This window comes from Cellvibrionales bacterium (assembly GCA_016713115.1).
Lineage (GTDB): Bacteria > Pseudomonadota > Gammaproteobacteria > Pseudomonadales > UBA7239 > UBA7239.
The window spans coordinates 1,766,047-1,790,130 of the sequence record JADJPU010000001.1; the positions used below are offsets into that span (position 1 = coordinate 1,766,047).

A 24,084-nucleotide genomic window follows, 5' to 3' on the forward strand; every position below is an offset into this window, starting at 1 on the left:
TAACGCGCTTCTGTGATAGAAACACGGAAAGATTCATGGGCATGCTATGCTGCAAAAAAATGTGTTCAAAAAGGAAGAGGGAATGTTGGATCGTACGACGCGCGCTAATGGTGCCTTGCTCAGTGGTTTGTTGACAACGCTGTTTTTTTTATCAGGATTTTCCGCGCTGCTGTACCAAGTGATCTGGCAGCGCATGTTGGGGCTTTTCTCCGGTGCTGATGTCTACTCTGCCACCATTATCGTTTCGGCATTCATGCTGGGCATGGGGTTTGGCAGTTTGGTAGGAGGCTACATTGCCGACAGATTGAATCAATACCGTTGCCTGCTGATGTTTGCTTTGGCCGAACTGGTAATTGCGCTGTTCGCCGTAGCTAGCAAATGGTTTTATTACGATGTGTTGTATCAAACATGGCCACAGTTGAGTGCTTCCATGCCGATGTTGAGTGCGGTGCTGTTTTTGAGTTTGTTGGTGCCGACATTTTGCATGGGTGTCACCCTGCCTCTGCTGTCGAAAGCCTTAACGCGCCATTTAAGTGAAGCTTCTTTCAAAATTGCTTGGTTGTACGCGCTGAATACACTCGGTGCGAGTTTAGGTGCTTTGGTCGCCGGTTTGTTTCTGATTCGTCATTACGGATTCGAGGCCAGCTTGCGAGTAGGTGCCGCGCTGAATGCCGGTGCCATGTGTGGCGCCTTATTGTTGGCCTTGTTGTTGCAGCGCAGCGCGTACTGGACGCAACAAGCGGATGCACCCATTGCAACGCAGGTAGAAAAAACTGACACCTATTTTTCCCTGCGCACTTGGTTGGCGATTTATGCGCTGTCGGGTTTTGTGGCGCTGGGCTTGGAGATCGTTTGGTTCCGCATTTTAGGTGTGATGCTGAAATCAACCTCATTTACTTTCAGTATCTTGCTGTTCTTTTTCTTGGTCGGTTTGGCTATCGGCACTATTTTGGGTTTGATATTTTCGCCGCGCAGTCGCCGTCCAGTGCACAGCTTTTTGCTGTTGCAGGCGGGTATCGCTGCGTATGCCGTGTTGTCGATCTCGGCTCTCGTGCATGTCGTCGATCAGTGGCCGTCGTTGGCATTGTTGTGGCAGTACTTTGCGTCACCGATCAACTTCCCCTTCGCGTTTGAATTGTCGAAAGCCACGCCGGAATTTTTGATGATGTATTTCATCGTGGTTCCCCTGTTGATCGTGCCGCCCACCATCTTGATGGGTGCTAGCTTTCCGTACTTGCAGCGTATCAATCAGACCAGTTTGGACGATATTGGCAAGCGTGTCGGCGCGCTACAAACGGCCAATATTTTGGGCTCAACGCTGGGCTCTATTTTGGTTGGCTTGGTGTTGTTGCATTTCTTCGGCAGTGTGGGTGCGTTGAAAATCTTGCTGCTACTCGGCGCGGTGTACTGGTTTTTGTTGGCAAAAATTGTGGCCAAACCTTGGTTGAAGGGCGTGGTTGCCGCCGTAGGGGTTGCGGTGGTTGTGGCGGGTTTTTACGGCATCCCCAACAAAGAAACTTTATGGGCAAAACTGCACGGCACCACGCCAGCAGGTGGTTTGCCTGCAGAAGACAGCACGGGAGTTTCCTACATCAAAGGCAATATGCACGATGCTGGATCGGGTGAATTGTCAGCGTACTTTATGATCAATGGCGCTACGCAAAGTGCTATTCCTTATGAAAATATTCACACGGCGTTGAGTTATGTGCCTGCAGTGTTGCATCCCGCGCCGGAAGATATTCTGATTATCGGTTTAGGCTCGGGTAACACGCTGTGGGCTGCCGGCGGCAGACCAGAAACCAAGCGCATTACCAATGTGGAAATCTTGGGTTCGCAATGGAAAAACCTGCGTGATGCGCATGCGTTGAAACCCTACGCTGCCGTGCAATCCATGCTGGACGATAAGCGCATGGAGTTTGTTATTGATGATGGCCGCACTTGGCTGATGCGCAGTGGTCGCCAATTCGACATTATCGAAACGGATGCGCTGCGCCCATTTATTCCCTATGCGGGTAATTTGTATTCCAGTGAGTATTTCACACTGTTGAAAAATCACCTTAAGCCAGGCGGTTATGTGGTGAACTGGATACCTACCGGCAGAACCATTCAAACATTTCGTTCAGTGTTCCCCTACACACTGAATTTTGGTTTCTGGATGTTTATCGGCAGCGATCAACCCATCAAGGTAGATAAAGCATTAGCGTTTGCGCGTGCGCGCGATCCGTTCACGAATAACTACTACACCCGTGCAGGCATTGATCCGGTCAATTTATTGCAAATGGAATTCGATAAAATTGTCGATCAACCGCAGGAGCGGTGGACGCAAGCGGGCTTAGACATCAATTACGATCTTTTCCCGAAAGACGAATTTGAAAAGCCAGAACCAGTGCAGTGATTACGCGCTTGTTAAGCTGCCTTGATTGATTAAAGCCAGCAGTAATTCGCTATCGGCTTGGGTGGCGCATTCTGCGGCGGTGATGCGCCCTTTGCAGATCGCGCGTGCCAATGTCGCCGTGGTGTGCAGTTGCCCTCCATCCACATATAGCACGGCATGACTTTTATCGTCAGTTAGGCGATAGGCCAGACGACTGGCGGGATGATGTTCTACCTGCAAACCATTTTTCGCCTGCAATTTTTTCTGTAATTGTTTTTCGCTGAGTGTGCTTTCAGGTGTGATGCGTTCGTGTTGACGCGGTTCGGTGGCGAGTTCGCCGAGCGCATCGACCAAGGCCGCACGGATGGTGTGGCGCGGCAAGTTGTCCCACAGTGCGAGCAGTTTGTCGATGGCGGCATCATTGATGCAAAACGAATCTGTATCGATCGCGGCGGGAGAGTCTGTATAGCGCAAATGCGCGGGTAGTGTGTCGGCAATATTTTCCAGTGCGGCTTGCACAATTTCGCGGTGCGCGGCTGCGCGAAAACCAATAGACACGGTAATGCAATCATCGCCAACTGCCGTGCCCCAATGTGCTACACCAGCTGGCACATACAGCAGGTCGCCAGCTGCTAATATTTCATCCGTTTGCGTTTGAAAATCTTGCAGCAGACGCAGCGGTTCGCCGTCGCGCAGTGCCGATGTTTCATCGCAGCGCTGTCCAGTTTGCCAGCGGCGTTGGCCAGACACTTGCAGCAAAAATACATCGTAGTAATCAAAGTGCGGGCCGACTCCGCCGCCATCGGTGGCGTAGCTGATCATGATGTCATCCAAACGCCAGCGCGGCAGAAAACTGAAATGTTGGAGTAGGGCTGCAACTTCGGGAATCCAGTGATCCACCGATTGCACCAATAGCGTCCACTGTGTTTTTGGCAGTTTTTTGAAACGCGCAGCTTTGAAAGGGCCTTGCTCACACAGCCAGCGATCCTGTGCAGCATCGTGCAGAATCAACCGCGCTTCGCCATCGGGTTCGCAAGCGATGCCGGCGAGATCATTGCCGTCGATGATGTTTATGGCCTCTGGCAGCGCATTGCGCACTAACAACGGTTTCTGTTGCCAGATGGTGTCGATAAAAGTTTGTGGATGCAAAGTGCCGAGCGGAGACGAAAACATGGAATGCGCCAGTGCTGAATGAAGGCTGGCTTTGTATCATGTGCTCTTGGCAATGGGAAACAACATGATGGCTTTCGATGCCGATATTGCGCGCACAGAAACGTGGCACCGCTATCGCAAAGGTTTGTGCGACAACTGCATGGCGGGTTGTTGTCAGCTACCCGTGGAAGTGCGTCTGCCAGATTTACTGCGCCTCGGTGTGATCGACGCTTTTGAAATGGACGAACCGCTGAAAGTAATTGGCAAGCGCCTGTTGAAAGACGGTGTTGTGCAACACCTCAATCAACGCGATGGTATTTTCACGCTGACGCAACATTCTAGTGGCGATTGCCTGTATCTCGATCGCAACACGCGCCGCTGTACGGTGTATGAAAAACGCCCCGATACTTGCCGCAATCATCCAGCCGTGGGGCCGCGCCCCGGATTTTGCGCGTGGAAGCAAAAGGTGAATTAATGAAGTACACACTTTTTCTCATCTTTACCTTTGCGTTACTTGCCGCGTGTACTTCCACACCGGTTGTCACAAAAAAACGCGAAGACCCCAACAGCTTTCCTGCGTGGCAAGCGCGGCATAAACAGGAGGTCGAGCAGTTTTTACAATATCTTGCTGCGCAAGATGTATTGAAAGTTCTGCCGCCTGAACATTTATTACGCTCCGCTTCTGACTGGGAAAAATGTAACGCTGAGCCGTTTGCTGTTCCACCGCGACAGCGTTGGAGCGATGCTGTTTCGGTGTTGCGCTTATTGCGCTATCTACAGCTGACTGGGGTAATCGGCAGCGTAGAAGTTTATTCGGCATATCGGAATCCGTCGTTGAACATTTGTGCCGGTGGCGCAGAAAAAAGTGCACATGCGCGCAGCTTTGCCTTGGATTTTCGTGTGCAAGGCACGGTCGATCCTACGGATGCGCTGTGTGATTTTTGGCGCACACAAGGCGCCTTGTGGAATATGGGTTACACCCGCTATCCCTCCGGTCGCATTCATATTGATACGGCGGGCTATCGTACATGGGGAATTGACCCAATCAGTGGTTCGGTCGCTTGCAGGCGTTTTTGACCAAATTTTGACAATCTCCCGTGTAAGGTGCGCGCCTTTCGTTAAGTCGCGGAATAATCCGCGTGGTAGGAGTGTTCGTGTCTGATGATCGTGGGTGGCGCTGGCCCCATTTAAATCCGTTTCAGTTGATTGTGTGTGTCGCAATTCTGCTGGTGTCGTTTTACAACCGCGGCGTGTGGAAGGCATTGCTGACGCTGGTGCCTTATGAAGGGTTATCAACGGCAGCGTTTTATGCATCGTTTGGCGTATTTTTGGTGGCGTTCTTTTCGCTGCTGTTGCTGTTGTTGTCGTTTCGGTATGTGTTAAAGCCAGCACTGATGCTGTTGTTGTTGGTCTCTGCTGGCACGCTGTATTTCATCAGCAGTTATGGTGTGTCTATTGATAAGGACATGATTCAAAATGTGTTTGAAACGGACATGCGCGAAACTAAAGCATTGCTTACGCCGCGCATGGCGCTGTATTTGATCGGTTTAGGTGTAGTGCCTGCTATTTTGGTTTGGTTGCAACCTGTGCGGTACCCCACTTTGTGGCGCGGTTGGTGGCAGCGCCTGTTAGGTATGGTGTGTGCCTTGGTCGTGGTGGCAGCGGTAGTGGCACCTTTTTATCTTACCTACGCATCAATTTTTCGACAGGAAGATAAATTGACGCACTTCATCAATCCAACCAATGTGGTGTATGGCACGAGTAAATACATAAAAACGGTATTAGGTATTAAAAAAGTTCATGCGATTATTCCAATCGGATTGGATGGTAAGTTTGGCGCACAGATTACAGGTAGACCTAAGAAATCCTTGGTAATTTTAGTGGTGGGTGAAACAGCGCGCGCAGATCATTTTTCACTGAACGGTTATGGTCGCAATACCAATCCCGAATTGCAGAAACAAGATATTTTGAACTATGGCGATGTGTCTTCTTGTGGTACGGCTACGGCTGTGTCGGTGCCTTGTATGTTCTCCAGATTCAATCGCGAGGATTATGGCGATAAGAAAGGGAAAACGACGGAAAATGTACTCGATATATTGCAGCGTGCAGGGCTCAATGTGTTCTGGCGTACCAATAACAGCGGAGATTGCAAAGGCGTTTGCGCGCGTATTCCATATGAAGATATGTCGCGCTCAGAGAATCCTGCACTGTGTAAAGACGGCGAATGTTTAGATGAAATATTGCTAGAAAGTTTGCAGTCTTATGTTGATAAACAAATAGGTGATGCGCTCGTGGTCTTTCATTCCAACGGCAGTCACGGGCCGGAATATTTCAGGCGTTATCCGGCTTCTATGGAGCGTTTCACCCCTGTGTGCCGTACCAATCAGCTGGGTAGTTGCACCAATGAAGAGTTGGTCAATGTTTATGACAATACCATTTTGTATACCGATTATTTTCTGAATCAAGTCATCGAATTTCTCAAGCGCAACAGTCAGACGCGCGACACGGCGATGCTCTATGTTTCTGATCACGGCGAATCGTTGGGTGAAGATGGCATGTATTTGCATGGCGCTCCATACGCCATCGCGCCAGATGCACAAACACGGGTACCAATTTTGGCTTGGTTTTCACCCAATGCATTTACAAACTGGGGCTTGTCGCAAGATTGTTTGCGCCAGAATCAGAGCGCTAAGTTGACGCACGACAATGTATTTCACACGCTACTGGGCTTGTTTGATGTGCAAACCCAAGAATACAAATCCGAGTTGGATATGTTTTTGCCGTGTCGAGCCGCAGTGAAGTGAAAGGTCACAGAAGGACAGGAGGATGGCGGTGAGACAGGGATTTGAACCCTGGGTACGCTATTAACGTACACACACTTTCCAGGCGTGCGCCTTAAACCGCTCGGCCATCTCACCGTGAGAACCCTGAAAATCAGGGAGGGCGCACTGTACACAAGCCCCTGTTTGAAAGCAATGAAAACGCGGTGAAATCCGTTGATTTTGCTTGACAGAGCAGGAGTGAGACGGCATATTTGCGCGTCCCGAAATCCGCAACTATTTTCTGAGGTTTTACAGTGGCAAACAGCAAGCAAGCCAAGAAACGCGCCCTTCAGGCTGACAAACGCCGTGACCATAACGCCAGCCTGCGCTCTACCGTTCGCACATACATCAAAAAAGTTGTGCTGGCCATCGAGAGCGGCAACAAGGAAGCAGCGCAAGCGGCATACACGGCTGCTGTGCCAGTGATCGACCGCATTGCTGACAAAGACCAAATCCACAAAAACAAAGCCGCTCGTCACAAGAGCCGCCTGAGCGCGCAAATCAAAGCGATGGCCTGATTCAGCGCCGCTTACCGCATAAGAAAACGCCCCGCTAGTCGGGGCGTTTTTGTTTCTGGTGATGGAGGCTCTTATGTTGTGTTAGCCAAGGCTGGTTTTGAAGGTTATTCAGATCGCGGCTCGCGTGCAGTACGGTGATAATTTGAATGCTCTCGTCGGGAATTACACGGTAGATAATTCGGTAATTGCGAAAAATTAATTCAAGAATAATGTCGGCATTGTCGATAACTTCTGGTACAGGGCGCCCCATCAAAGGAAATGTTTGCAGCGACAAAGTGGCTGTGCCTAGGCGCTGGACAAACTTCCATGCGCGAATAGGTGAATCATGGGTGATATAGTCGTGAATTGCTTGTAAATCCCGCTGGGCGCGTGGAGACCATTCCAACTGCATATTTCCAATCCTTGGAAAATAAAAATCTAGCTTGCTGTGGGTTTTGGGAAACTTTGCATGACTTGTTGGTGTGGGACACCCTGCTGGGTATCCAATTCCTTGACGCCTTCTTCAATGCTGCGGCGCACATGCAATTTGTATAACGCATCGTTCCATGTTGCGCTATCTGGCAGTTGATTGGCTACAGTGTGCAGCGTCTCTCTGACGGTCGGTGTTTGCATGATTGAGCTATTCTTGATGGTTGTGCCAATGCTAGCAGAGTTTTACGGCGCATAAAAAAACCCGCCATCGCTGACGGGTTTTTTGTGTGCCGAGAGAGGCAGGGCCTACATCATGCCCATGCCACCCATACCACCCATGCCGCCCATATCTGGCATGCCGCCAGCAGGCTTGTCTTCTACGATGTCAGTAACCATCGCTTCGGTGGTGATCATCAAGCCAGCCACAGAGCCAGCCGCTTGCAGCGCCGCGCGCGTTACTTTGGCGGGGTCGAGAATACCCATCGCCAACATGTCGCCGTACTCGCCGGTGGCTGCGTTGTAGCCGAAGTTGCCTTTGTTTTGCTTGATCTTGTCGACCACCACAGACGCTTCATCACCGGCGTTGCTGACGATTTGACGGATAGGTGCTTCCATCGCGCGACGCGCCAAGGTGATGCCGATGGTTTGGTCTTCGTTGTCACCGCGCAGGCCTTCGAGCGCCTGTACCGCGCGAATCAAGGCCACGCCGCCGCCAGCCACTACGCCTTCTTCCACAGCGGCGCGGGTTGCGTGCAGCGCGTCTTCTACGCGTGCTTTCTTCTCTTTCATTTCCACTTCAGTGCCAGCGCCCACTTTAATCACTGCCACGCCGCCAGCCAGTTTCGCTACGCGCTCTTGCAGTTTTTCGCGGTCGTAATCAGAAGTGGTTTCTTCCATCTGTACGCGCAATGCAGCTACGCGTGCTTCGATCGCTTTGGCATCGCCAGCACCGTCGATGATGGTGGTGTTTTCTTTGTCCATGGTGACGCGCTTGGCGTGACCGAGGTGAGCGAGCGTGGCGCTTTCCAGCTCCAAACCGATCTCTTCTGCAATCACGGTGCCGCCAGAAAGAATGGCGATGTCTTCTAGCATCGCTTTGCGGCGATCACCGAAGCCTGGTGCTTTACAGGCAGCCACCTTCACGATGCCGCGCATATTGTTCACGACCAAAGTCGCCAAGGCTTCGCCTTCCACATCTTCAGCGATGATGGCCAATGGGCGGCCAGATTTTGCAACGGCTTCCAACACAGGCAACATTTCGCGAATGTTGGAGATTTTTTTATCGACCAACAGAATGTGCGGGTTGTCCAACTCGACGCTCATGCTGGCTTGGTTGTTGATGAAGTAAGGCGAGATGTAGCCGCGGTCAAACTGCATACCTTCAACCACATCCAGCGTGTTTTCCAAGCCGTTGCCTTCTTCAACGGTGATAACGCCTTCTTTGCCCACTTTTTCCATTGCAGTGGCGATGATCTCACCTACGCTGTTGTCGCTGTTGGCAGAGATCGTGCCAACTTGTGCAATCGCTTTGGTGTCTGCACACGGCGTAGACATTTTTTTGATTTCTTCAACGGCAGCAGCGACTGCTTTGTCGATGCCGCGCTTCAGATCCATCGGGTTCATGCCGGCGGCAACGGATTTCAAACCTTCGTTGACGATGGCTTGGGCCAGTACAGTGGCGGTAGTGGTGCCGTCACCGGCTTCGTCGTTCGCTTTAGAAGCGACTTCTTTCAGCAACTGCGCGCCCATGTTTTCGAACTTGTCTTTCAGCTCGATTTCTTTAGCAACAGAAACGCCGTCTTTGGTGATGGTCGGTGCGCCAAACGATTTGTCGAGCACTACATTGCGGCCTTTAGGGCCCAGTGTCACTTTCACGGCGTCGGCCAATACATTCACGCCTTTCAGCATTTTTTGGCGCGCGCTGTCGCCGAATTTTACGTCTTTAGCTGTCATGGTCTTTCCTCTAACAGTTGCTTAAATGGATAAAAAAAGCGTGGAACTTATTCCAACACGCCCAGAATTTCGCTTTCGCTCATGATGATGAATTCGTCATCACCATCTTTCAGGGTTTGGCTGCCGGCGTAGCTGGCAAATACCACTTTGTCGCCCACTTTGACTTGCAGTGCGCGCACTTGGCCGTCGTCTAGTGCTTTGCCTGGGCCGACCGCAATCACTTCACCCTTGTTGGGTTTTTCACGCGCGGTGGATGCCAGCACGATACCGCCAGCGGATTTTTCTTCTTTCTCTTCGCGACGAATAACGACGCGATCGTGCAAAGGACGGATCTTCATGGTTCTCTCCGTAAAGTTTTAGTGAGTTAAAACAGATAGTTAGCTCGGTGTTGCCACCTTGCTCACTCTTCGTTCAAAAGAGGTGGCAGGATTATGGGGGGAGGTGCGGGTATTTCAATGGTTAGGCGAGAATTTTTCCCACTTAGCGCAGGCGCGAGTCGTCCTCGCGGCGGTATTCGCCCTCAATGATGTCGCTGTCGTAGCGGGGAGGCGCGTGGGCGGATGCGTTTTGGTGAGATGTGTAGCGCTGTGCATAAAACCCCGTGCTGAGAAAACGCCGCACCAGCCAGCGGCGCAGCGGTGGGATAAGCAGCGGGATGGCGAGCAGGTCTGTGATAAAGCCGGGGATGATGAGCAGGAAGGCGGCAAAAGAAAGCGCAAAACTCTCCAAGATTTCCACGGCGGGCAACTCGCCGCGCTGTAGGCGTTGATCCAACTTGCTGAGCGTGTTGAAGCCCTGCAAGCGCAGCAAATTCATGCCGAGGATGCCCGCGCCGAGCAGCAGGGCGATGGTGGTAAAGCCGCCGATGGATGAACCTACGCGAATGATGAACCACAGTTCGATCAAAGGCATGGCCAATAACAGCCACAGCAGCCAGCGCATGCGATTTCCTCTTTTACCCTGCGAGTGATTCTGCGAGGATGCAGGCTTTACTGAGATTCCGCAAGCGCGCGCAATGATTTTTTCCAATAACAACAAAGCTTTTCCGTGGATGGCCTTCATCGGCTGCGTACTGTTTTATGCCGCACTGGTGGCCATCGGTTTTGATGACATCGAAGAAGATGCGTTTATTTATTTTCGCTTTGCAGAAAATATCGCGCACGGCTACGGTTATGTTTTTAATATTGGTGGCGAACACATCGAAGCCTGCAGCGGTTTGCTGTGGTTAGGGCTGATTACGCTGCTCACTTTTTTGCCACTGCATATTGTGCTCGCCACCAAGCTGCTGTGTTTTGTATTCGGCGTGCTGTGTATTCAAAAAGTGTTTGTGTTGTCGCAGCGATTTATTTCTGACAGGTTTCTCTCGCTGCTGCCCGCTTTTTTGATGGTGGCGAGTATTCCTTTTTATGTTTGGTCTGTGCGCGGCTTGGAAACCGCTTTTTATTGGTTTGTGATGCTGTGGCTGGTGGATTGGGTGACGAATCCGCAACGCGTGCATTGGTGGTGGTTGCCAGCTATTGCGTTAATCAATGCGCGGCCGGAAGGCCTGTTTATGTTGGGCGCGGTTGTGCCGTATTTGTTTTTTTGTCAGCGAGTAGAGGCTAAGTTTTGGCAGGGAACTGCGCTGGTGGTTCTGTCATTTGTTGCCGTGACGCTGTGGCGGTTTTGGTATTTCCACGATGTGGTTCCGCATCCGTTTTATTTCAAAGTAAATCCAGATCATCTGCAATCTTTCAAAAATTTACTGACTTACGGCTGGCATTCCGGTTGGTGGCTGCTGTTGTTGGTGGCGCTGCCCGGTGTGTTGCAGCGTTGGGATCGGCGCGATTTGGCGTTGGCGGGAGCGCTGGTGTTGTCACTGCTGTGGACGATATTTGTTTTTGAAGACAAAGCCTTTAATCGCCATACGGGTATTGCACTGCCCTTTGTCTATATTTTTTCGTTGATGCTATTGGCGCGGTGGTGGCGGCCTCGTGCTTGGTTGCAAGTTGCTACAAGCGTGTTATTAGGCGCGTTGGTGGTATTTACTTTGACCAGTTCGCGCTATGTGCATTTCAAAGATTCACATCCATCCATCTTTGTGAATAATTTTTTTCGCGCACTCGGTAATCAAAATGATTACTGGCAAACCGTGGGGCGTTTGCTAAGCAATCCGGATGATTTCAAAGAGAATCCTGCCGGTATCGGTGTATTCAATATTCGCTATAACTTTATTGCGGCGGTGGGCGATTTTGTTCATCTCAACTATCGTGATAACGCTGTGGTGGTGTACGACCAAATCGGCCAAGCGCCTTGGTATGCGGGTTCACAAACGGTGTTTATTGATAATTTGGGCTTGGGCTACCGAGCGATAGGTTTGGCACGCTTTCATCAAGCGGCGCAGCAGTCGTGGGTGTATCGCCACTATGAAACTGTGATGGACAGTTTAGTGCGCTTTTTTTGGCCTGAGGAAAAACGCGCGCAAACCGATGCAGAAATTATCGACGGCATTATGGCGCAGCAGCCGGATGTGATCGTAGCGCGCAAAGGTTATATCAGCAAAGAGCGCAATAATATTTTGACGATGATGCTGCGCAATCCAGAGATATTGGCTAAGTATCAGGCGCGCTATTTATTGAATAATCGCGAAATTATTTTTGAGCGCGTAATGCCGCTAGAGCCAACTTTTCACAAATTGGCAGATGGCAAGTTTCTGGTACCCGCCGGTTCTACGGTAAAAGCAATTGCCAGCTTTGCTTGGTGTGACGGTTCGCCGTGCATGGTGTTGAAAGAATAAAAAATTATGCGGGCAAGTGCGCGCAATTAAAAAAAGCGGTGAGTGCCTGCTGCAAATAGGCAACATCCTGTGCGCCTGCCAGTTCGCGGATAGAGTGCATGGCAAAAGTTGGCACGCCGATGTCTAAAGTTTTGATGCCGGTTTCTGCAGCAGTCAGCGGGCCAATTGTGCTGCCGCAGCCCATATCCGCGCGCGCGACAAAACTTTGCACGGGGATTTGTTCTTGTTCGCACAGGTTGCGGAAAAAAGCCTGTGTAACGGCATTGCTGGCATAGCGCTGATTGGCATTGATTTTAATAACGGGACCACTGTTCAACAGTGGGCCATGTTTCTCGTCGTGCTTTTCTGGGTAATTGGGGTGGATGCCGTGCGCGTTGTCGGCGGAAATCATCAGCGAGCGATGCGTGCTGCGTGCAAGTGTTTCGTTGTCGCCCAGCCAGCGCTGCAAAACGCTGGTGAGAAAAGTGCCCTGCGCACCGCAGCAAGAAACGCTGCCGACTTCTTCGTGATCGGTGCAAACCAAAACGGCGGGCTGTAAACCATCGCAAGCTAATAGCGCTTGTAAACCAGCGTAGCAGCTCAATAAATTATCTAAACGCGCGCTGGCAATAAAATCATCTTGCAAGCCGATGCATGCGGCGGCTTGTGTGTCGCCAGCACAGATTTCGAAATCCAATACGGCTTATGCTTCGCAGTTGGGATGCTCTTGCAGTAGTTGTGTGAGCAACAATTGGCGTATGTCGAGTTTCTCGTCAGTTTTTTGGTTGTGAAGCAATAGCGGCAATTCTTTTTGCGCGTTCAGGGCGCGGCCGTTATTTACATCGCGATCCAGATGAATGGCCAAACTGGGAATGCAGGCAATGGCGCGAGAAAAGTTAATCAATGCGGTGGCGAGCGCGCCGTCATTTTTACGATAGCTGACGCGACCGGCGAGTGTGAGGTCGCGATCAAACCACGGGTGCAATAACACGCCGCCGTACACTTCAACGCCCAATTGTGCGTAACCGGAGCGCTGCAAATGCGGCTCAGGTTTGAGTTTTAAACAGGGGCTGTCGGTGTGTGTACCCACTAGGCGAATGCCGCTCAACGCAGGGTCTTGTTGTGAGGTGATGAAGGCGATCAGCGAAGAATCATTGCGCGTCACCACATAGCGTTTGCCGGCTTGAATCTGCCAGCTGTCGCTTTCATGCAGCGCGATAAAGCCAGCGTCGAGCAGCTTATTTTGCATTTGCTGCACAGCGTGAAAGGGCGTGGGTGAGGCGTTGAGAAAAGCGAGAAAATTATCGAGTGCGTTGTGCGTCATGGCGTTAAGCAGAGAGTGAATCTCCCGCCATTCTATAACGGAAGATTCAGCAGCGATGCAGTGTTACAGCGGATAGTGCGCAGGGTAGGGCAGACGCGCGACGCCGCTATCCACAGCTGCGCGAGCTACAGCCGCCGACACGCGCGACAACAAACGCGGATCGGTCGGTTTTGGCAGGATGTAATCGCGGCCAAAAGCCAAAGGCTTGCCGCCGTAGGACGCGACAACCGAATCCGGCACGGCTTCTTTCGTGATTTCGCACAGCGCACGCACCGCAGCCATTTTCATTTCGGTATTGATCACGGCTGCGCGTATATCCAAGGCGCCGCGAAAAATAAAGGGGAAGCCGAGCACATTGTTCACTTGGTTCGGGTAGTCCGAGCGGCCGGTGGCTATCAACACATCGCTGCGCGTGGCGAGTGCCAATTCGGGGCGAATCTCTGGGTCGGGGTTGGAGCCGGCAAATACGATAGGTTTGTCTGCCATCTTCAACAGCTGTTCTGGGCTGAGCAGGTCGGGGCCCGACAGGCCCACAAACACATCGGCGCCTGTGATGGCATCGTCCAGCGTGCGCGCCGAGGTTTCCACGGCAAAGCGCTGTTTGTACACGCCGAGACCTTGGCGATCCGTATGGATAACGCCTTTGCTATCCAGCATCAGAATGTTGTCGTGTGGTGCGCCAGCGGCCATCAACAATTCACAACTGGCGATAGCGGCTGCGCCAGCGCCGAGGAACACAATTTTTACCTGATCTGGTCGCTTGCCCTGCACTTCCAAAGCATTCAACAGGCCGGCCAAGCCGACGATGGCAGTGCCGTGCTGGTCGTCGTGAAACACCGGCACATCGCAGCGCTTGATCAGCTCGGCTTCAATGTCGAAGCACTCTGGCGCGCGGATATCTTCTAAATTGATACCGCCAAACGAGTTGGCGATCAGGGCGACGGCATCGATAAGGCGCTCGCTGTCTTCGGTGTCCACTTCGATGTCGATGGCGTTAATGTCAGCAAAGCGCTTGAATAACAAAGCCTTACCTTCCATCACCGGCTTGCTGGCCATCGCGCCGAGATTGCCCAAGCCGAGGATGGCGGTGCCGTTAGAGATAACCGCTACTTGATTGCCTTTGCCGGTGTAGCGGTAGGCGAGTTCTGGGTTTTGTGCGATTTCACGCACTGGCTCGGCCACACCGGGGCTGTAAGCCAGTGATAAATCGCGCTGGTCATCGGCAGGTGTCGTGAGGACGGTGGCCAGCTTTCCCGGCGTCGGCAGGGCGTGGTAATCCAGCGCCGCTTGGCGCAAATCTTCATCACACGGCTTTTTTACATCAAGCATGCCGTTGGATCCTGCCGATTCAGAGGTGAAAATGGAGAGAGCAAGACAGGGCGTGCGCCCTGCCAAACAAGTACGAGCAGCTTATTTCAAGCCGCGACCGCCAAAGCGCTGTTTGAAGCGGTCGATACGGCCACCAGTTTCCGCCACTTTTTGACGGCCTGTGTAGAACGGGTGGCAGGCGGCGCATACATCGAGGTTGATGTCGCGGCACAGTGTAGAGCGGGTAGCAACTGTGTTGCCGCAGCTGCACTTGGCAGTAATTTCGGCGTATTTTGGGTGGATATCGGTTTTCATGGTCGAGCGCTCCGGGTGTCGTGCCGCCATCAGGGTCAAACGCCTGACACGGCAACAGGGAAAAACGGGACGCGCATCCTACCAGAAGCCCCAGCTTATTGAAACCGCTTGTATGACAGTTGTTGCAGGCAATGTTCAGCAGAAACAAAGGCTTGGCGATCTAAGGGTTATCCGAGTTATTTTCTCGGATAAAAGATTGAGGAAAACACTCGGTTATTGCATAATGGCATCAAGGTTTGGTGCGTGAAATACGAGGGTCGTTATGCGTCTCACAACAAAAGGTCGTTATGCGGTAACCGCTATGTTGGATCTCGCGCTGCGCGCGGACAAAGGTCCTGTCAGTTTGGCCGAAATTTCCAATCGTCAGGGCATCTCGCTGTCCTACTTAGAGCAGCTATTTGCGAAGTTGCGCGGCAATGAATTAGTCAGTAGTGTTCGCGGCCCCGGCGGCGGCTACCGTCTCAGCCGTGATGCCGCCTTGATTTCCGTGGCGCAGATTATTGATGCGGTCAATGAATCGGTGGATGCCACCAGTTGTGGTGGTGAAGGCGATTGTCAGCAGGGCGAGAAGTGCTTAACGCATGATCTTTGGTGTTTGTTGAGTGAGAAAATTCACGATTTTCTCAGTGAAATTATTCTGGCGAGTCTCGTAAATACTCAGGGTGTGCAGGACGTATCGGCGCGCCAGCAACGCAAGCTAGATGATGTGCATCCAGTGACGGTTTTGAACGCGCGCACAACCGCGTAATCGTTATCAGTAAGAGAGTGTAACCATGAAACTGCCGATTTATTTTGATTACTCTGCTACCACACCGGTCGATCCGCGTGCCGCCAAAAAAATGATGGATTGTTTGACGCTGGATGGAAATTTTGGCAATCCCGCTTCGCGCTCGCATTTGTTTGGTTGGAAAGCAGAAGAAGCAGTGGAAGAGGCGCGCAGCCAAGTAGCGGCTCTCATCGGTGCTGATCCGCGTGAAATTGTTTGGACCTCGGGCGCTACCGAGTCAGACAATTTGGCGATCAAAGGTGTTGCGCATTTCAACGAGAAAAAAGGCAAGCACATCATCACCTCCAAGATTGAACACAAAGCGGTGTTGGACGCTTGTCGTCAGTTGGAGCGCGAAGGTTTTGAAGTCACTTATTTGGATCCGAGTGCAGACGGTTTGATCAGCCCGCAGCAGGTAGAAGCTGCGTTGCGCCCAGACACCACGCTGGTGTCGATCATGCATGTCAACAACGAAATCGGCACCATCAACGATATCGCTGCCATCGGTGCGGTGTGTCGCGCAAAAGGCGTGATCTACCATGTCGATGCGGCGCAGAGTGCAGGTAAAGTGCCTTTGAATATGGCAGAGTTGCCGGTAGATTTGTTGTCGCTATCCGCGCATAAAATTTATGGCCCGAAAGGTATTGGCGCGCTGTATGTTGGCCGCAAACCGCGCGTGCGCATCGAAGCGCAAATGCACGGCGGCGGTCACGAGCGCGGCATGCGCTCAGGCACGCTGCCCACGCACCAAATTGTTGGTATGGGGGAAGCATTTCGTGTCGCCGGTGAGGATATGGCGGAAGAAAATACTCGGATTCTCGCCTTGCGCAATCGTCTGCTGGCTGGTGTCAGTGATATGGAACAAGTATTTGTAAATGGTTCGCTCGATCACCGTGTCGCGGGCAACTTGAATATCAGTTTTGCATTCGTAGAAGGTGAATCGTTGTTGATGGCGCTGAAAGATCTGGCGTTGTCTTCTGGTTCTGCGTGTACATCTGCAAGTTTGGAGCCGTCTTATGTGTTGCGTGCTTTGGGCTTGAACGATGAATTGGCGCACAGTTCGCTGCGTTTCAGTATTGGTCGCTTTACAACGGAGGAAGATATTGATTTTGCAGTATCGCACTTGCGTAAAGCTGTCAGTAAGTTGCGCGAGTTGTCGCCGTTGTGGGATATGTATAAAGAAGGGATAGATTTGAATTCTGTGCAGTGGGCTGCACATTAATTGCAGTCGGGAGTTGAGTCATGTCATACAGTGAAAAAGTCATCGATCATTATGAAAATCCGCGCAATGTCGGCGTGCTGGATACGAAAGCCGCCAATGTCGGCACTGGCATGGTGGGCGCGCCCGCTTGCGGCGATGTGATGCGTTTGCAAATTCAAGTGAATGAACAGGGCATTATTGAAGATGCCAAGTTCAAAACTTACGGCTGTGGCTCCGCGATTGCCTCCAGCTCGCTGTTGACCGAGTGGGTAAAAGGCAAAACGCTAGACGAAGCCGCGCAGATCAAAAATGTGCAAATCGCTGAAGAATTGGCACTGCCGCCGGTAAAAATTCATTGCTCGGTGTTGGCGGAAGATGCCATCAAAGCCGCCATTCACGATCTACAGCAAAAACGCGCGCAGTAATATTGCCTAGCAAGCTGGAGGTGAGTGAATGGCCATAACCATGACAGAAGCGGCGCGCAATCATGTGCATAATTTCCTGACAAATCGCGGTCACGGTTTGGGTGTGCGTCTCGGCGTGAAAACAGCAGGCTGTTCAGGGCTTTCTTATGTGCTGGAGTTTGTCGATGAGCTGCAAGAAGGCGATGAAGTGTTCGACAACAATGGTGTGAAAATTGTTGTCGATGGCAAGAGTTTGGTTTATCTCAATGGCACTGAACTCGATTACACCAAGGAAGGGTTGAATGAAGGCTTTCAGTTCAATAACCCCAATGTCAGCGCCGAGTGTGGTTGCGGCGAAAGTTTTCACGTCTGAGTTGTTATGGCGACATCGGCTGAGCATGTTATCGCCTGCACCTTAAAGCCGGCGTTTGGCGAACAGCAAGATTATTTTTCTATCTTTGGGTTGGTGCCGAGTTGCGTCGTCGATCTCGATGATTTGCGTGTGCGCTATCGACAACTGCAACAAGCTGTTCATCCCGATCGCTTTGCACACGAATGCGACCGCTCGCAGCGTTTGGCCCAGCAGCAGGCGGCGCAGGTCAATGCTGCGTACAACACGCTGAAATCGCCTTTGTTGCGTGCGCAGTATTTGATGGCCTGTGCGGGGCAAGAGCGTGCGGCAGAAAGAACGGTGCAAGATGCTGGTTTTTTAATGACACAAATCGAGCTGCGTGAACGCTTGGATGAGGCTGCTAACGATCTGAACACTTTAGATCAGTTGATGGCAGATGTGCGGCAAAAGATTGCGCAGCATCAGCAGTCATTTGCAGAGGCATGGCAAAAGCAAGAGTGGCTTGCGGCACAAAATGCAATTGATAAGTTGCAGTTTGCTACCAAGTTGTCTCTAGAAATTGAAGATCGGCAAGAACATTTGTTGGATATTTGAGCGTTATCGCTTGATAAAAAATTACGGCTAATAGCATGGCACTTTTACAGATATCAGAACCCGGCATGAGTCCTGCGCCGCACATGCGCAAACGCGCCGTAGGCATTGATTTAGGCACAACGCATTCACTGGTGGCGACGGTGCGCAGCGGCTCGCCAGTGATCTTGCCCGATGGCAATGGTGACAACATCACGCCATCCGCGGTGCATTATTTTGCGGACGGCAGTGTGGAAGTTGGCAAAGCTGCGCGTGTACAGGCGGCTAAAGATCCGCTTAACACGCTGTTGTCGGTTAAGCGTTTGATGGGGCGCGGTTTGCAGGATGTGAGCAGTCTCGGCGGCGGATTTTCATATCGTTTTGCTGATCAAGACGGCATGGTGCAAATTGAAACCGTGGCGGGTTTAGTGAGCCCTGTGCAGGCATCGGCAGAAATTTTGAAGCATTTGGCGGCGCGTGCTAGCACAGCATTGGACGGTGCATTGGATTGTGTGGTGATTACTGTCCCCGCGTATTTTGATGATGCACAGCGCCAAGCGACAAAAGATGCCGCGACGCTCGCAGGCTTGCAGGTGTTGCGATTGCTCAACGAGCAGACAGCCGCAGCGGTTGCTTACGGTTTGGATCGCGGCGAAGAAGGTGTGATCGCTGTTTACGATCTCGGTGGCGGCACTTTGGATATTTCCATTCTGCGTTTATCGCGCGGCGTGTTTGAAGTGTTGGCCACAGTGGGCGACACCGCCTTGGGTGGCGACGATTTTGATCAGGCGCTGGCAGAGTGGGTGCTGCAACAAGCAAACATCAGCGCGTTGGATTTTTCAGGTCGCCGTGAGCTGTTAGATATCTGTCGTGCCGCGAAAGAAGCGTTATCCAATGCAACATCTGTCGCTATTGCATTTAACGGTTGGTCTGGAAATATTGCGCGTAAACAATACGACGCGTTGATCGAAGCCTTTGTTGAGCGCAGTGTGCGTTGCTGCCGCAAAGCACTGCGCGATGCCAAAATTTCAGCGGAAGAAGTTGCGCATGTGGTGATGGTGGGTGGCTCTACGCGTTGTCCGTTTGTAAGAAAAAAAATCGGCGACTTTTTCCAGCAATTGCCGCTGACTGATATTGATCCTGATTGTGTGGTTGCTTTGGGCGCAGCAATACAAGCTGATCAGTTGGTGGGTAATCGCCCAGACAGTGAATTGTTATTGTTGGATGTGATTCCGTTGTCTTTGGGCATTGAAACCATGGGGGGTTTAGTGGAAAAAATTATTCCACGCAACACCACAATTCCGGTTGCCAAGGCGCAGGAGTTCACCACATTCAAAGATGGCCAAACGGCAATGAGCATTCATGTGGTGCAAGGTGAGCGCGAAATGGTGGCGGATTGTCGTTCGCTGGCGCGTTTTGAATTGCGCAATATTCCACCGATGGTGGCGGGTGCCGCGCATATTCGTGTGACTTTTCAAGTCGATGCTGACGGTTTACTCAGTGTCAGTGCGCGTGAAAACAGCAGCGGTGTGCAAGCCCATGTCACCGTTAAACCTTCATACGGTTTGAGCGATAGCGAAGTGGTACGCATTCTGCAGGATTCTTTTACCTACGCAAAAGAAGATGTGCAGGCGCGTAAATTGAGTGAGCAGCGCGTGGAAGCCAAGCGCATGCAAGAAAACTTACTGTCTGCTTTGCAAGCCGATTCTGCTTTGCTCACAGAAGAAGAACGCAGCAGTCTATTGCGTTTGTTAGATGAGTTGGCGCAGCAAGAAAATAACCATGACGGTCGTTCCATTGCAGAAGTGGTTGAGCGTGCTGGGCGCGAGAGCGAGTTTTTTGCTGCGCGTCGTATGAACGCCGCTGTGCAGAAGGCGCTGGCAGGAAAATCTATTCAAGAATTGTCTGCTGCCGATGACAGCAACGGAGTTTGAAATGCCCAAGATTGTTTTTTTGCCGCACGAAACACTGTGTCCTGACGGCGCGGTGGTTGAAGCAGTAAAAGGAGATAGCATTTGTGTGACAGCGCTGAAACACGGCATCAAAATTGAGCATGCCTGTGAGATGTCCTGCGCTTGCACCACTTGTCATGTCATCGTGCGCCAAGGCGGTGATTCGTTGGAGCTGGCCGATGAGTTGGAAGATGATATGTTGGACAAAGCGTGGGGTTTGGAGCCGGATTCGCGTTTGAGTTGTCAGGCACTGGTCGCAGACGAAGATTTGGTGGTCGAAATACCGAAATACACCATCAACTTGGCATCCGAGCGCCACTGAGGAGGAGCTTGATATGAAATGGACAGATGTACATGTCATTGCGATTGAATTGGCAGAGAGCAAGCCAGAGATGGATCCGCGCTACATCAACTTTGTGGATTTGCGCGATTTGGTGATGGCACTGCCAGATTTTGACGATACCCCAGATCGCTGTGGCGAAAAGATCCTAGAGGCTATCCAAGCGGCTTGGCTGAGCGAGCTGGACTAAGCTCTCTGAGATGCATGGCAGTGGCAAGCGGCGCGGCTTGCCCTATAATGCCGCCCCTGATTTTGGCATTCCGCCCATTTTTAACCCAGTTTTTTGGAGAACGCAGTAATGGCTGTAGAAAGCACTTTGTCCATCATCAAACCAGACGCTGTTGCCAAGAATGCTATCGGTGCCATTTACAGCCGCTTTGAGCAGGCCGGTCTCCACATTGCTGCGTCACGCATGAAACATTTGAGTCAAGCTGAAGCCGAAGGTTTTTATGCAGAACACCGCGAGCGTGGCTTTTTCAAAGACCTCGTGGCCTTCATGACTTCCGGTCCCGTGATGGTGCAAGTGTTGGTGGGCGAGAACGCTGTGGCCAAGAACCGCGAGCTGATGGGTGCTACCGATCCTAAGCAAGCTGCAGCAGGCACGATTCGTGCAGATTTCGCCAGCAGCATCGACGCCAATGCAGTACACGGCTCTGACTCTGCCGCCTCTGCTGCGCGTGAAATTGCCTACTTTTTCCCTGCGACGGATATTTATCCTCGCTAAAGCCCTACATGTCGGGCGCCCGGAGGCGCGATGAGCGAGATGACTGACAAAGTGAATCTGCTCGGCCTCAGTCCGGCAAAAATGGAGGCTTTTTTTGCCGAACTCGGCGAAAAACCCTTCCGCGCACGACAAGTGCTGCAGTGGATACACCAGTACGGTGTCGATGACTTCAGCCAGATGTCCAACCTCTCCAAAGCTCTACGTGCCAAACTGGACGCAGTGGCCGAGGTGCGTCCGCCCGAGCTGGTGCAGCAGATGGAGTCGGTGGACGGCACGCGCAAATGGTTGATCCGCGTTTCTGGCGGCAGCTGCATCGAAACCGTGTTTATCCCAGAAAAAAAACGCGGCACGCTATGTGTGTCCTCACAGGTAGGCTGCTCGTTGGATTGCAGTTTTTGCGCTACCGGAAAACAGGGGTTTCAGCGCGATTTAACGGCGGCAGAAATCGTCGGTCAGCTGTGGTTGGCGGCGCGCTCGTTTAACAGTTTGAATCCGCAAGCCGAGCGCGTGATCTCCAATGTGGTGATGATGGGCATGGGCGAGCCGCTGCTCAATTTTGAGAATGTGGTGGATGCCGTCAATTTAATGATGGACGACCATGCCTACGGTTTGTCCAAGCGACGCGTGATGCTTAGCACCTCCGGTGTAGTGCCGATGCTGGATGAGCTGGGCAAGCGCACCAATGTTTCGCTGGCGGTCTCACTGCATGCGCCGAATGATGCGTTGCGCGATGAGCTGGTGCCGATCAATCGCAAATACCCCATCGCGATGTTGTTGGCATCGATTAAACGCTATTTAGATGGCTTATCCGACAAACGCAGCGCAACGATTGAGTACACCTTGATCGACGGCGTGAACGACAGGCCTGAGCACGCGCGTCAATTAGCGGAACTGCTGCGCGATGTGCCGTCTAAGATCAACCTGATTCCGTTCAATCCGTTTTCGCTGTCGGATTATCGACGCGTGAGCAACAACAGTTTGTACCGATTCCGTGACATTTTGATAGAAGCAGGGTATACAACCACCATTCGCACCACGCGTGGTGATGATATTGATGCGGCTTGTGGGCAGCTGGCGGGGCAGGTCAATGACCGGACGCGCCGCAGTGAGCGCTACGAACGCGGGCTATCATCAACAAGCGATGATGTTGTGCGTATTGTTCAAGGAGAAAAATGATGGTTTTACTGAAACGCTTAGTCGCTGGCGCACTGGTCTGTGGTTGTGTGTTGGTCGCCGGTTGTGTAACCGAAGTCACGGATGATATGACAGGTAAGCCCAAGCCCAAACCTAACACAGAAAGCAAGGTGGATATGAACGCCGCATTGCAGGACTACATTACATTGGCCAATGGCTATATGCGTGATGGCAAGCGCGAGTTGGCATTGCGCGCCATTAAAAAAGGCTTGGAAATTGATGACGATTCTGCCGAGTTGCGCAATGTGTTGGCGTACTACTATTTATCCGATGGCGAAAAAGCGTTGGCGGAAAAAGAATACAAAGAAGCCTTGAGTGCTGATTCTGATTACACGCCGACTTATGTGAACTACGGTGTGTTTTTGTATCGAGACAATCGCATTGATGAAGCCTGCTCGTATTTTGCTAAAGCGACAGAAGATGTGATGTATGGCAAGCGCGATGCCGCGTTTTTAAATTACGGTACTTGCTTGAAGAAGCAGGGAAAAATGAAAGAAGCAGAGGAAGCATTTCGTCGTAGTTACATCAACAATGCGCGTAATCCGCAGGTGATTTTAGAGATGGCAGAGTTGAAGCTTGAAACTGGAGAGTTGGATCAAAGCAATCAACTGTACGAAAAGTTTTTAATGTCATCTAAACAAACGGCGCAATCTCTGTGGTTGGGTATTCGTTTGGCACAGAAGAGAGGACAGCCAGATCAAGTGTCCAGCTATGCGCTGTTGCTAAAAAATCATTTTGCGACATCGCCGCAGTACAGCGAATATCAGGCTTGGGCTAAGAAGAAATGAGTCTTGCTGATGATTCTCCGCTGACCTTCTCTAGTGCAACAGAGATAGGATTTGCGTTACAGCAGCATCGTGAGAAAAAGCAAATTTCTCTTGATGTTGCGGCTGGTGAGTTGCGTTTATCGCCACGGCAGGTGGCTAACTTGGAGGCGGGTCAATTTACAGATTTCCGCAGTGCGGTATTTGTAAAAGGCTATTTGCGTACCTGCGCCAAGATGTATGGCTTAGATGGTGATGCATTGGTTCGCGCTTATGAGCGTGTGGCGCCACAAATAGAAGCAGCGCCAAACTCGTCGGTGACGAAGGCTCGTCGCGTAGTAATTTCTGCGCCGAGTCAGACTAAAAAGTATTGGGTGGTTGCTGCTGCGTTGTTATTAATAGCTGTTGCGGGGGCTGCGTATTGGCAATGGGTGTTACGCGAAAATGTCATGGTTGCGACCCCTGCTAGTGAAACAGTGTCAGGGCAAGTGGATTTGCCTGATATCGGCGTTGTTGGTTCAGTGGTGGGTGGCGTAGAGCCGCCGGCAATACCCGTAACTGCTGTTGCGCCCGCAGCATTGCCTGTCCCTGCTGTTGAAGTGTCGCAAGACGCCGTGTTGCATATGGAGTTTTCCGATGACTGTTGGGTGCAAATTAAAGATGAGAGTGGAAAGATATTGCACGAAAAAAATCAACGCAAAGGTGATGTGCTTGATATGACGGTGTCACCGCCGTTGCGTGTTTGGTTGGGAAGAGCGGGCGCGGCCAATGTTAGTTACAACGGTGTTTTAGTTGCCGTGCCGGTCAAAGTTGGTTATCAATCGGCGCAATTTGTGTTGGGTGATGACACGCAATCCGATCGGGTCGAGTAGTGAGAGGTACGAC

Annotated in this window: 26 protein-coding genes, 1 tRNA gene and 1 pseudogene; 18 read left to right on the forward strand and 10 right to left on the reverse strand. The window is 51.6% G+C overall.

Going from position 1 to position 24,084, the window contains the following annotated elements:
- Positions 1-82 precede the first annotated feature (82 nt).
- Positions 83-2,395: a fused MFS/spermidine synthase gene (locus IPK30_08765; protein ID MBK8103360.1), complete on the forward strand. Its 2,313-nt coding sequence runs from the start codon at positions 83-85 to the stop codon at positions 2,393-2,395.
- Here the strand turns inward: IPK30_08765 and IPK30_08770 are convergent, their stop codons facing one another.
- Positions 2,396-3,547, reverse strand: a complete 1,152-nt coding sequence (locus IPK30_08770; protein ID MBK8103361.1) for a cupin domain-containing protein — start codon at positions 3,545-3,547, stop codon at positions 2,396-2,398.
- Positions 3,548-3,599: 52 nt separating this feature from the next.
- On the opposite strand from IPK30_08770, the gene IPK30_08775 reads away from it, so the two are divergent.
- The 3 genes from IPK30_08775 to IPK30_08785 all read left to right on the forward strand — a co-directional run bounded on the left by IPK30_08775 (position 3,600) and on the right by IPK30_08785 (position 6,330).
- Entirely contained in the window at positions 3,600-4,001 is a 402-nt protein-coding gene (locus IPK30_08775; protein ID MBK8103362.1) for a YkgJ family cysteine cluster protein, read from the forward strand.
- Positions 4,001-4,603: a DUF882 domain-containing protein gene (locus tag IPK30_08780; GenBank protein MBK8103363.1), complete on the forward strand. Its 603-nt coding sequence runs from the start codon at positions 4,001-4,003 to the stop codon at positions 4,601-4,603. The genes IPK30_08775 and IPK30_08780 overlap by 1 nt, the downstream gene beginning before the upstream one ends.
- 77 nt (positions 4,604-4,680) lie before the next feature.
- Positions 4,681-6,330 (forward strand): phosphoethanolamine--lipid A transferase, encoded by a 1,650-nt coding sequence (locus tag IPK30_08785; GenBank protein MBK8103364.1) that lies wholly within the window; start codon positions 4,681-4,683, stop codon positions 6,328-6,330.
- A gap of 23 nt (positions 6,331-6,353) precedes the next feature.
- Here the strand turns inward: IPK30_08785 and IPK30_08790 are convergent.
- Positions 6,354-6,444 (reverse strand) — tRNA-Ser (locus tag IPK30_08790).
- A 158-nt stretch (positions 6,445-6,602) separates the two neighbouring features.
- On the opposite strand from IPK30_08790, the gene rpsT reads away from it, so the two are divergent.
- Positions 6,603-6,866: a 30S ribosomal protein S20 gene (gene rpsT / locus IPK30_08795; GenBank protein MBK8103365.1), complete on the forward strand. Its 264-nt coding sequence runs from the start codon at positions 6,603-6,605 to the stop codon at positions 6,864-6,866.
- 34 nt (positions 6,867-6,900) lie between these two features.
- Here the strand turns inward: rpsT and IPK30_08800 are convergent, their stop codons facing one another.
- The 5 genes from IPK30_08800 to IPK30_08820 form a co-directional block, all read right to left on the reverse strand.
- Positions 6,901-7,257: a type II toxin-antitoxin system RelE/ParE family toxin gene (locus tag IPK30_08800; GenBank protein ID MBK8103366.1), complete on the reverse strand. Its 357-nt coding sequence runs from the start codon at positions 7,255-7,257 to the stop codon at positions 6,901-6,903.
- A gap of 26 nt (positions 7,258-7,283) precedes the next feature.
- Positions 7,284-7,478 carry a hypothetical protein gene (locus tag IPK30_08805; GenBank protein ID MBK8103367.1) on the reverse strand — a complete coding sequence of 65 codons (195 nt, stop codon included), beginning with the start codon at positions 7,476-7,478 and terminating at the stop codon, positions 7,284-7,286.
- 105 nt (positions 7,479-7,583) lie between these two features.
- Positions 7,584-9,230 carry a chaperonin GroEL gene (gene groL, locus IPK30_08810; GenBank protein ID MBK8103368.1) on the reverse strand — a complete coding sequence of 549 codons (1,647 nt, stop codon included), beginning with the start codon at positions 9,228-9,230 and terminating at the stop codon, positions 7,584-7,586.
- 47 nt (positions 9,231-9,277) lie between these two features.
- Positions 9,278-9,568, reverse strand: coding sequence for a co-chaperone GroES (locus IPK30_08815; GenBank protein MBK8103369.1), 291 nt, complete (start codon positions 9,566-9,568; stop codon positions 9,278-9,280).
- 142 nt (positions 9,569-9,710) lie between these two features.
- Positions 9,711-10,172 (reverse strand): FxsA family protein, encoded by a 462-nt coding sequence (locus IPK30_08820; protein ID MBK8103370.1) that lies wholly within the window; start codon positions 10,170-10,172, stop codon positions 9,711-9,713.
- Positions 10,173-10,245: 73 nt separating this feature from the next.
- On the opposite strand from IPK30_08820, the gene IPK30_08825 reads away from it, so the two are divergent.
- Positions 10,246-12,006 (forward strand): hypothetical protein, encoded by a 1,761-nt coding sequence (locus IPK30_08825; protein MBK8103371.1) that lies wholly within the window; start codon positions 10,246-10,248, stop codon positions 12,004-12,006.
- 4 nt (positions 12,007-12,010) lie between these two features.
- Here the strand turns inward: IPK30_08825 and IPK30_08830 are convergent.
- From IPK30_08830 to rpmE, 3 genes and pseudogenes are all read right to left on the reverse strand, one after another.
- Positions 12,011-13,309: pseudogene (locus IPK30_08830) on the reverse strand (M18 family aminopeptidase).
- A gap of 63 nt (positions 13,310-13,372) precedes the next feature.
- Positions 13,373-14,638 carry a malate dehydrogenase gene (locus IPK30_08835; protein ID MBK8103372.1) on the reverse strand — a complete coding sequence of 422 codons (1,266 nt, stop codon included), beginning with the start codon at positions 14,636-14,638 and terminating at the stop codon, positions 13,373-13,375.
- A gap of 81 nt (positions 14,639-14,719) precedes the next feature.
- The gene (gene rpmE, locus IPK30_08840) at positions 14,720-14,932 is read right to left on the reverse strand and encodes a 50S ribosomal protein L31 (GenBank protein MBK8103373.1); all 213 of its coding nucleotides are present in this window, start codon (positions 14,930-14,932) and stop codon (positions 14,720-14,722) included.
- A gap of 262 nt (positions 14,933-15,194) precedes the next feature.
- Between rpmE and iscR the strand changes: the two genes are divergently transcribed.
- The 12 genes from iscR to IPK30_08900 all read left to right on the forward strand — a co-directional run bounded on the left by iscR (position 15,195) and on the right by IPK30_08900 (position 24,071).
- Positions 15,195-15,680 carry a Fe-S cluster assembly transcriptional regulator IscR gene (gene iscR, locus IPK30_08845; GenBank protein MBK8103374.1) on the forward strand — a complete coding sequence of 162 codons (486 nt, stop codon included), beginning with the start codon at positions 15,195-15,197 and terminating at the stop codon, positions 15,678-15,680.
- A 25-nt stretch (positions 15,681-15,705) separates the two neighbouring features.
- Positions 15,706-16,920 (forward strand): IscS subfamily cysteine desulfurase, encoded by a 1,215-nt coding sequence (locus IPK30_08850; GenBank protein MBK8103375.1) that lies wholly within the window; start codon positions 15,706-15,708, stop codon positions 16,918-16,920.
- Positions 16,921-16,940: 20 nt separating this feature from the next.
- Positions 16,941-17,324: a Fe-S cluster assembly scaffold IscU gene (gene iscU / locus IPK30_08855; protein MBK8103376.1), complete on the forward strand. Its 384-nt coding sequence runs from the start codon at positions 16,941-16,943 to the stop codon at positions 17,322-17,324.
- A 28-nt stretch (positions 17,325-17,352) separates the two neighbouring features.
- The gene (gene iscA, locus IPK30_08860; GenBank protein MBK8103377.1) at positions 17,353-17,676 is read left to right on the forward strand and encodes an iron-sulfur cluster assembly protein IscA; all 324 of its coding nucleotides are present in this window, start codon (positions 17,353-17,355) and stop codon (positions 17,674-17,676) included.
- Between the two features lie 6 nt (positions 17,677-17,682).
- The gene (gene hscB, locus IPK30_08865) at positions 17,683-18,249 is read left to right on the forward strand and encodes a Fe-S protein assembly co-chaperone HscB (GenBank protein ID MBK8103378.1); all 567 of its coding nucleotides are present in this window, start codon (positions 17,683-17,685) and stop codon (positions 18,247-18,249) included.
- Between the two features lie 35 nt (positions 18,250-18,284).
- Positions 18,285-20,159 (forward strand): Fe-S protein assembly chaperone HscA, encoded by a 1,875-nt coding sequence (hscA, locus tag IPK30_08870; protein MBK8103379.1) that lies wholly within the window; start codon positions 18,285-18,287, stop codon positions 20,157-20,159.
- 1 nt (position 20,160) lies between these two features.
- The gene (gene fdx, locus IPK30_08875; protein ID MBK8103380.1) at positions 20,161-20,499 is read left to right on the forward strand and encodes an ISC system 2Fe-2S type ferredoxin; all 339 of its coding nucleotides are present in this window, start codon (positions 20,161-20,163) and stop codon (positions 20,497-20,499) included.
- A 13-nt stretch (positions 20,500-20,512) separates the two neighbouring features.
- Positions 20,513-20,707 (forward strand): Fe-S cluster assembly protein IscX, encoded by a 195-nt coding sequence (gene iscX / locus IPK30_08880; protein MBK8103381.1) that lies wholly within the window; start codon positions 20,513-20,515, stop codon positions 20,705-20,707.
- Between the two features lie 108 nt (positions 20,708-20,815).
- Positions 20,816-21,241 carry a nucleoside-diphosphate kinase gene (ndk, locus tag IPK30_08885; protein ID MBK8103382.1) on the forward strand — a complete coding sequence of 142 codons (426 nt, stop codon included), beginning with the start codon at positions 20,816-20,818 and terminating at the stop codon, positions 21,239-21,241.
- 39 nt (positions 21,242-21,280) lie between these two features.
- Positions 21,281-22,417 (forward strand): 23S rRNA (adenine(2503)-C(2))-methyltransferase RlmN, encoded by a 1,137-nt coding sequence (gene rlmN / locus IPK30_08890; protein MBK8103383.1) that lies wholly within the window; start codon positions 21,281-21,283, stop codon positions 22,415-22,417.
- Complete coding sequence (gene pilW / locus IPK30_08895; protein MBK8103384.1) at positions 22,414-23,223, forward strand: type IV pilus biogenesis/stability protein PilW; 810 nt, start codon at positions 22,414-22,416, stop codon at positions 23,221-23,223. Before rlmN ends, pilW begins: the two co-directional genes overlap by 4 nt.
- Positions 23,220-24,071, forward strand: coding sequence for a DUF4115 domain-containing protein (locus IPK30_08900; protein MBK8103385.1), 852 nt, complete (start codon positions 23,220-23,222; stop codon positions 24,069-24,071). The genes pilW and IPK30_08900 overlap by 4 nt, the downstream gene beginning before the upstream one ends.
- Positions 24,072-24,084 lie beyond the last annotated feature (13 nt).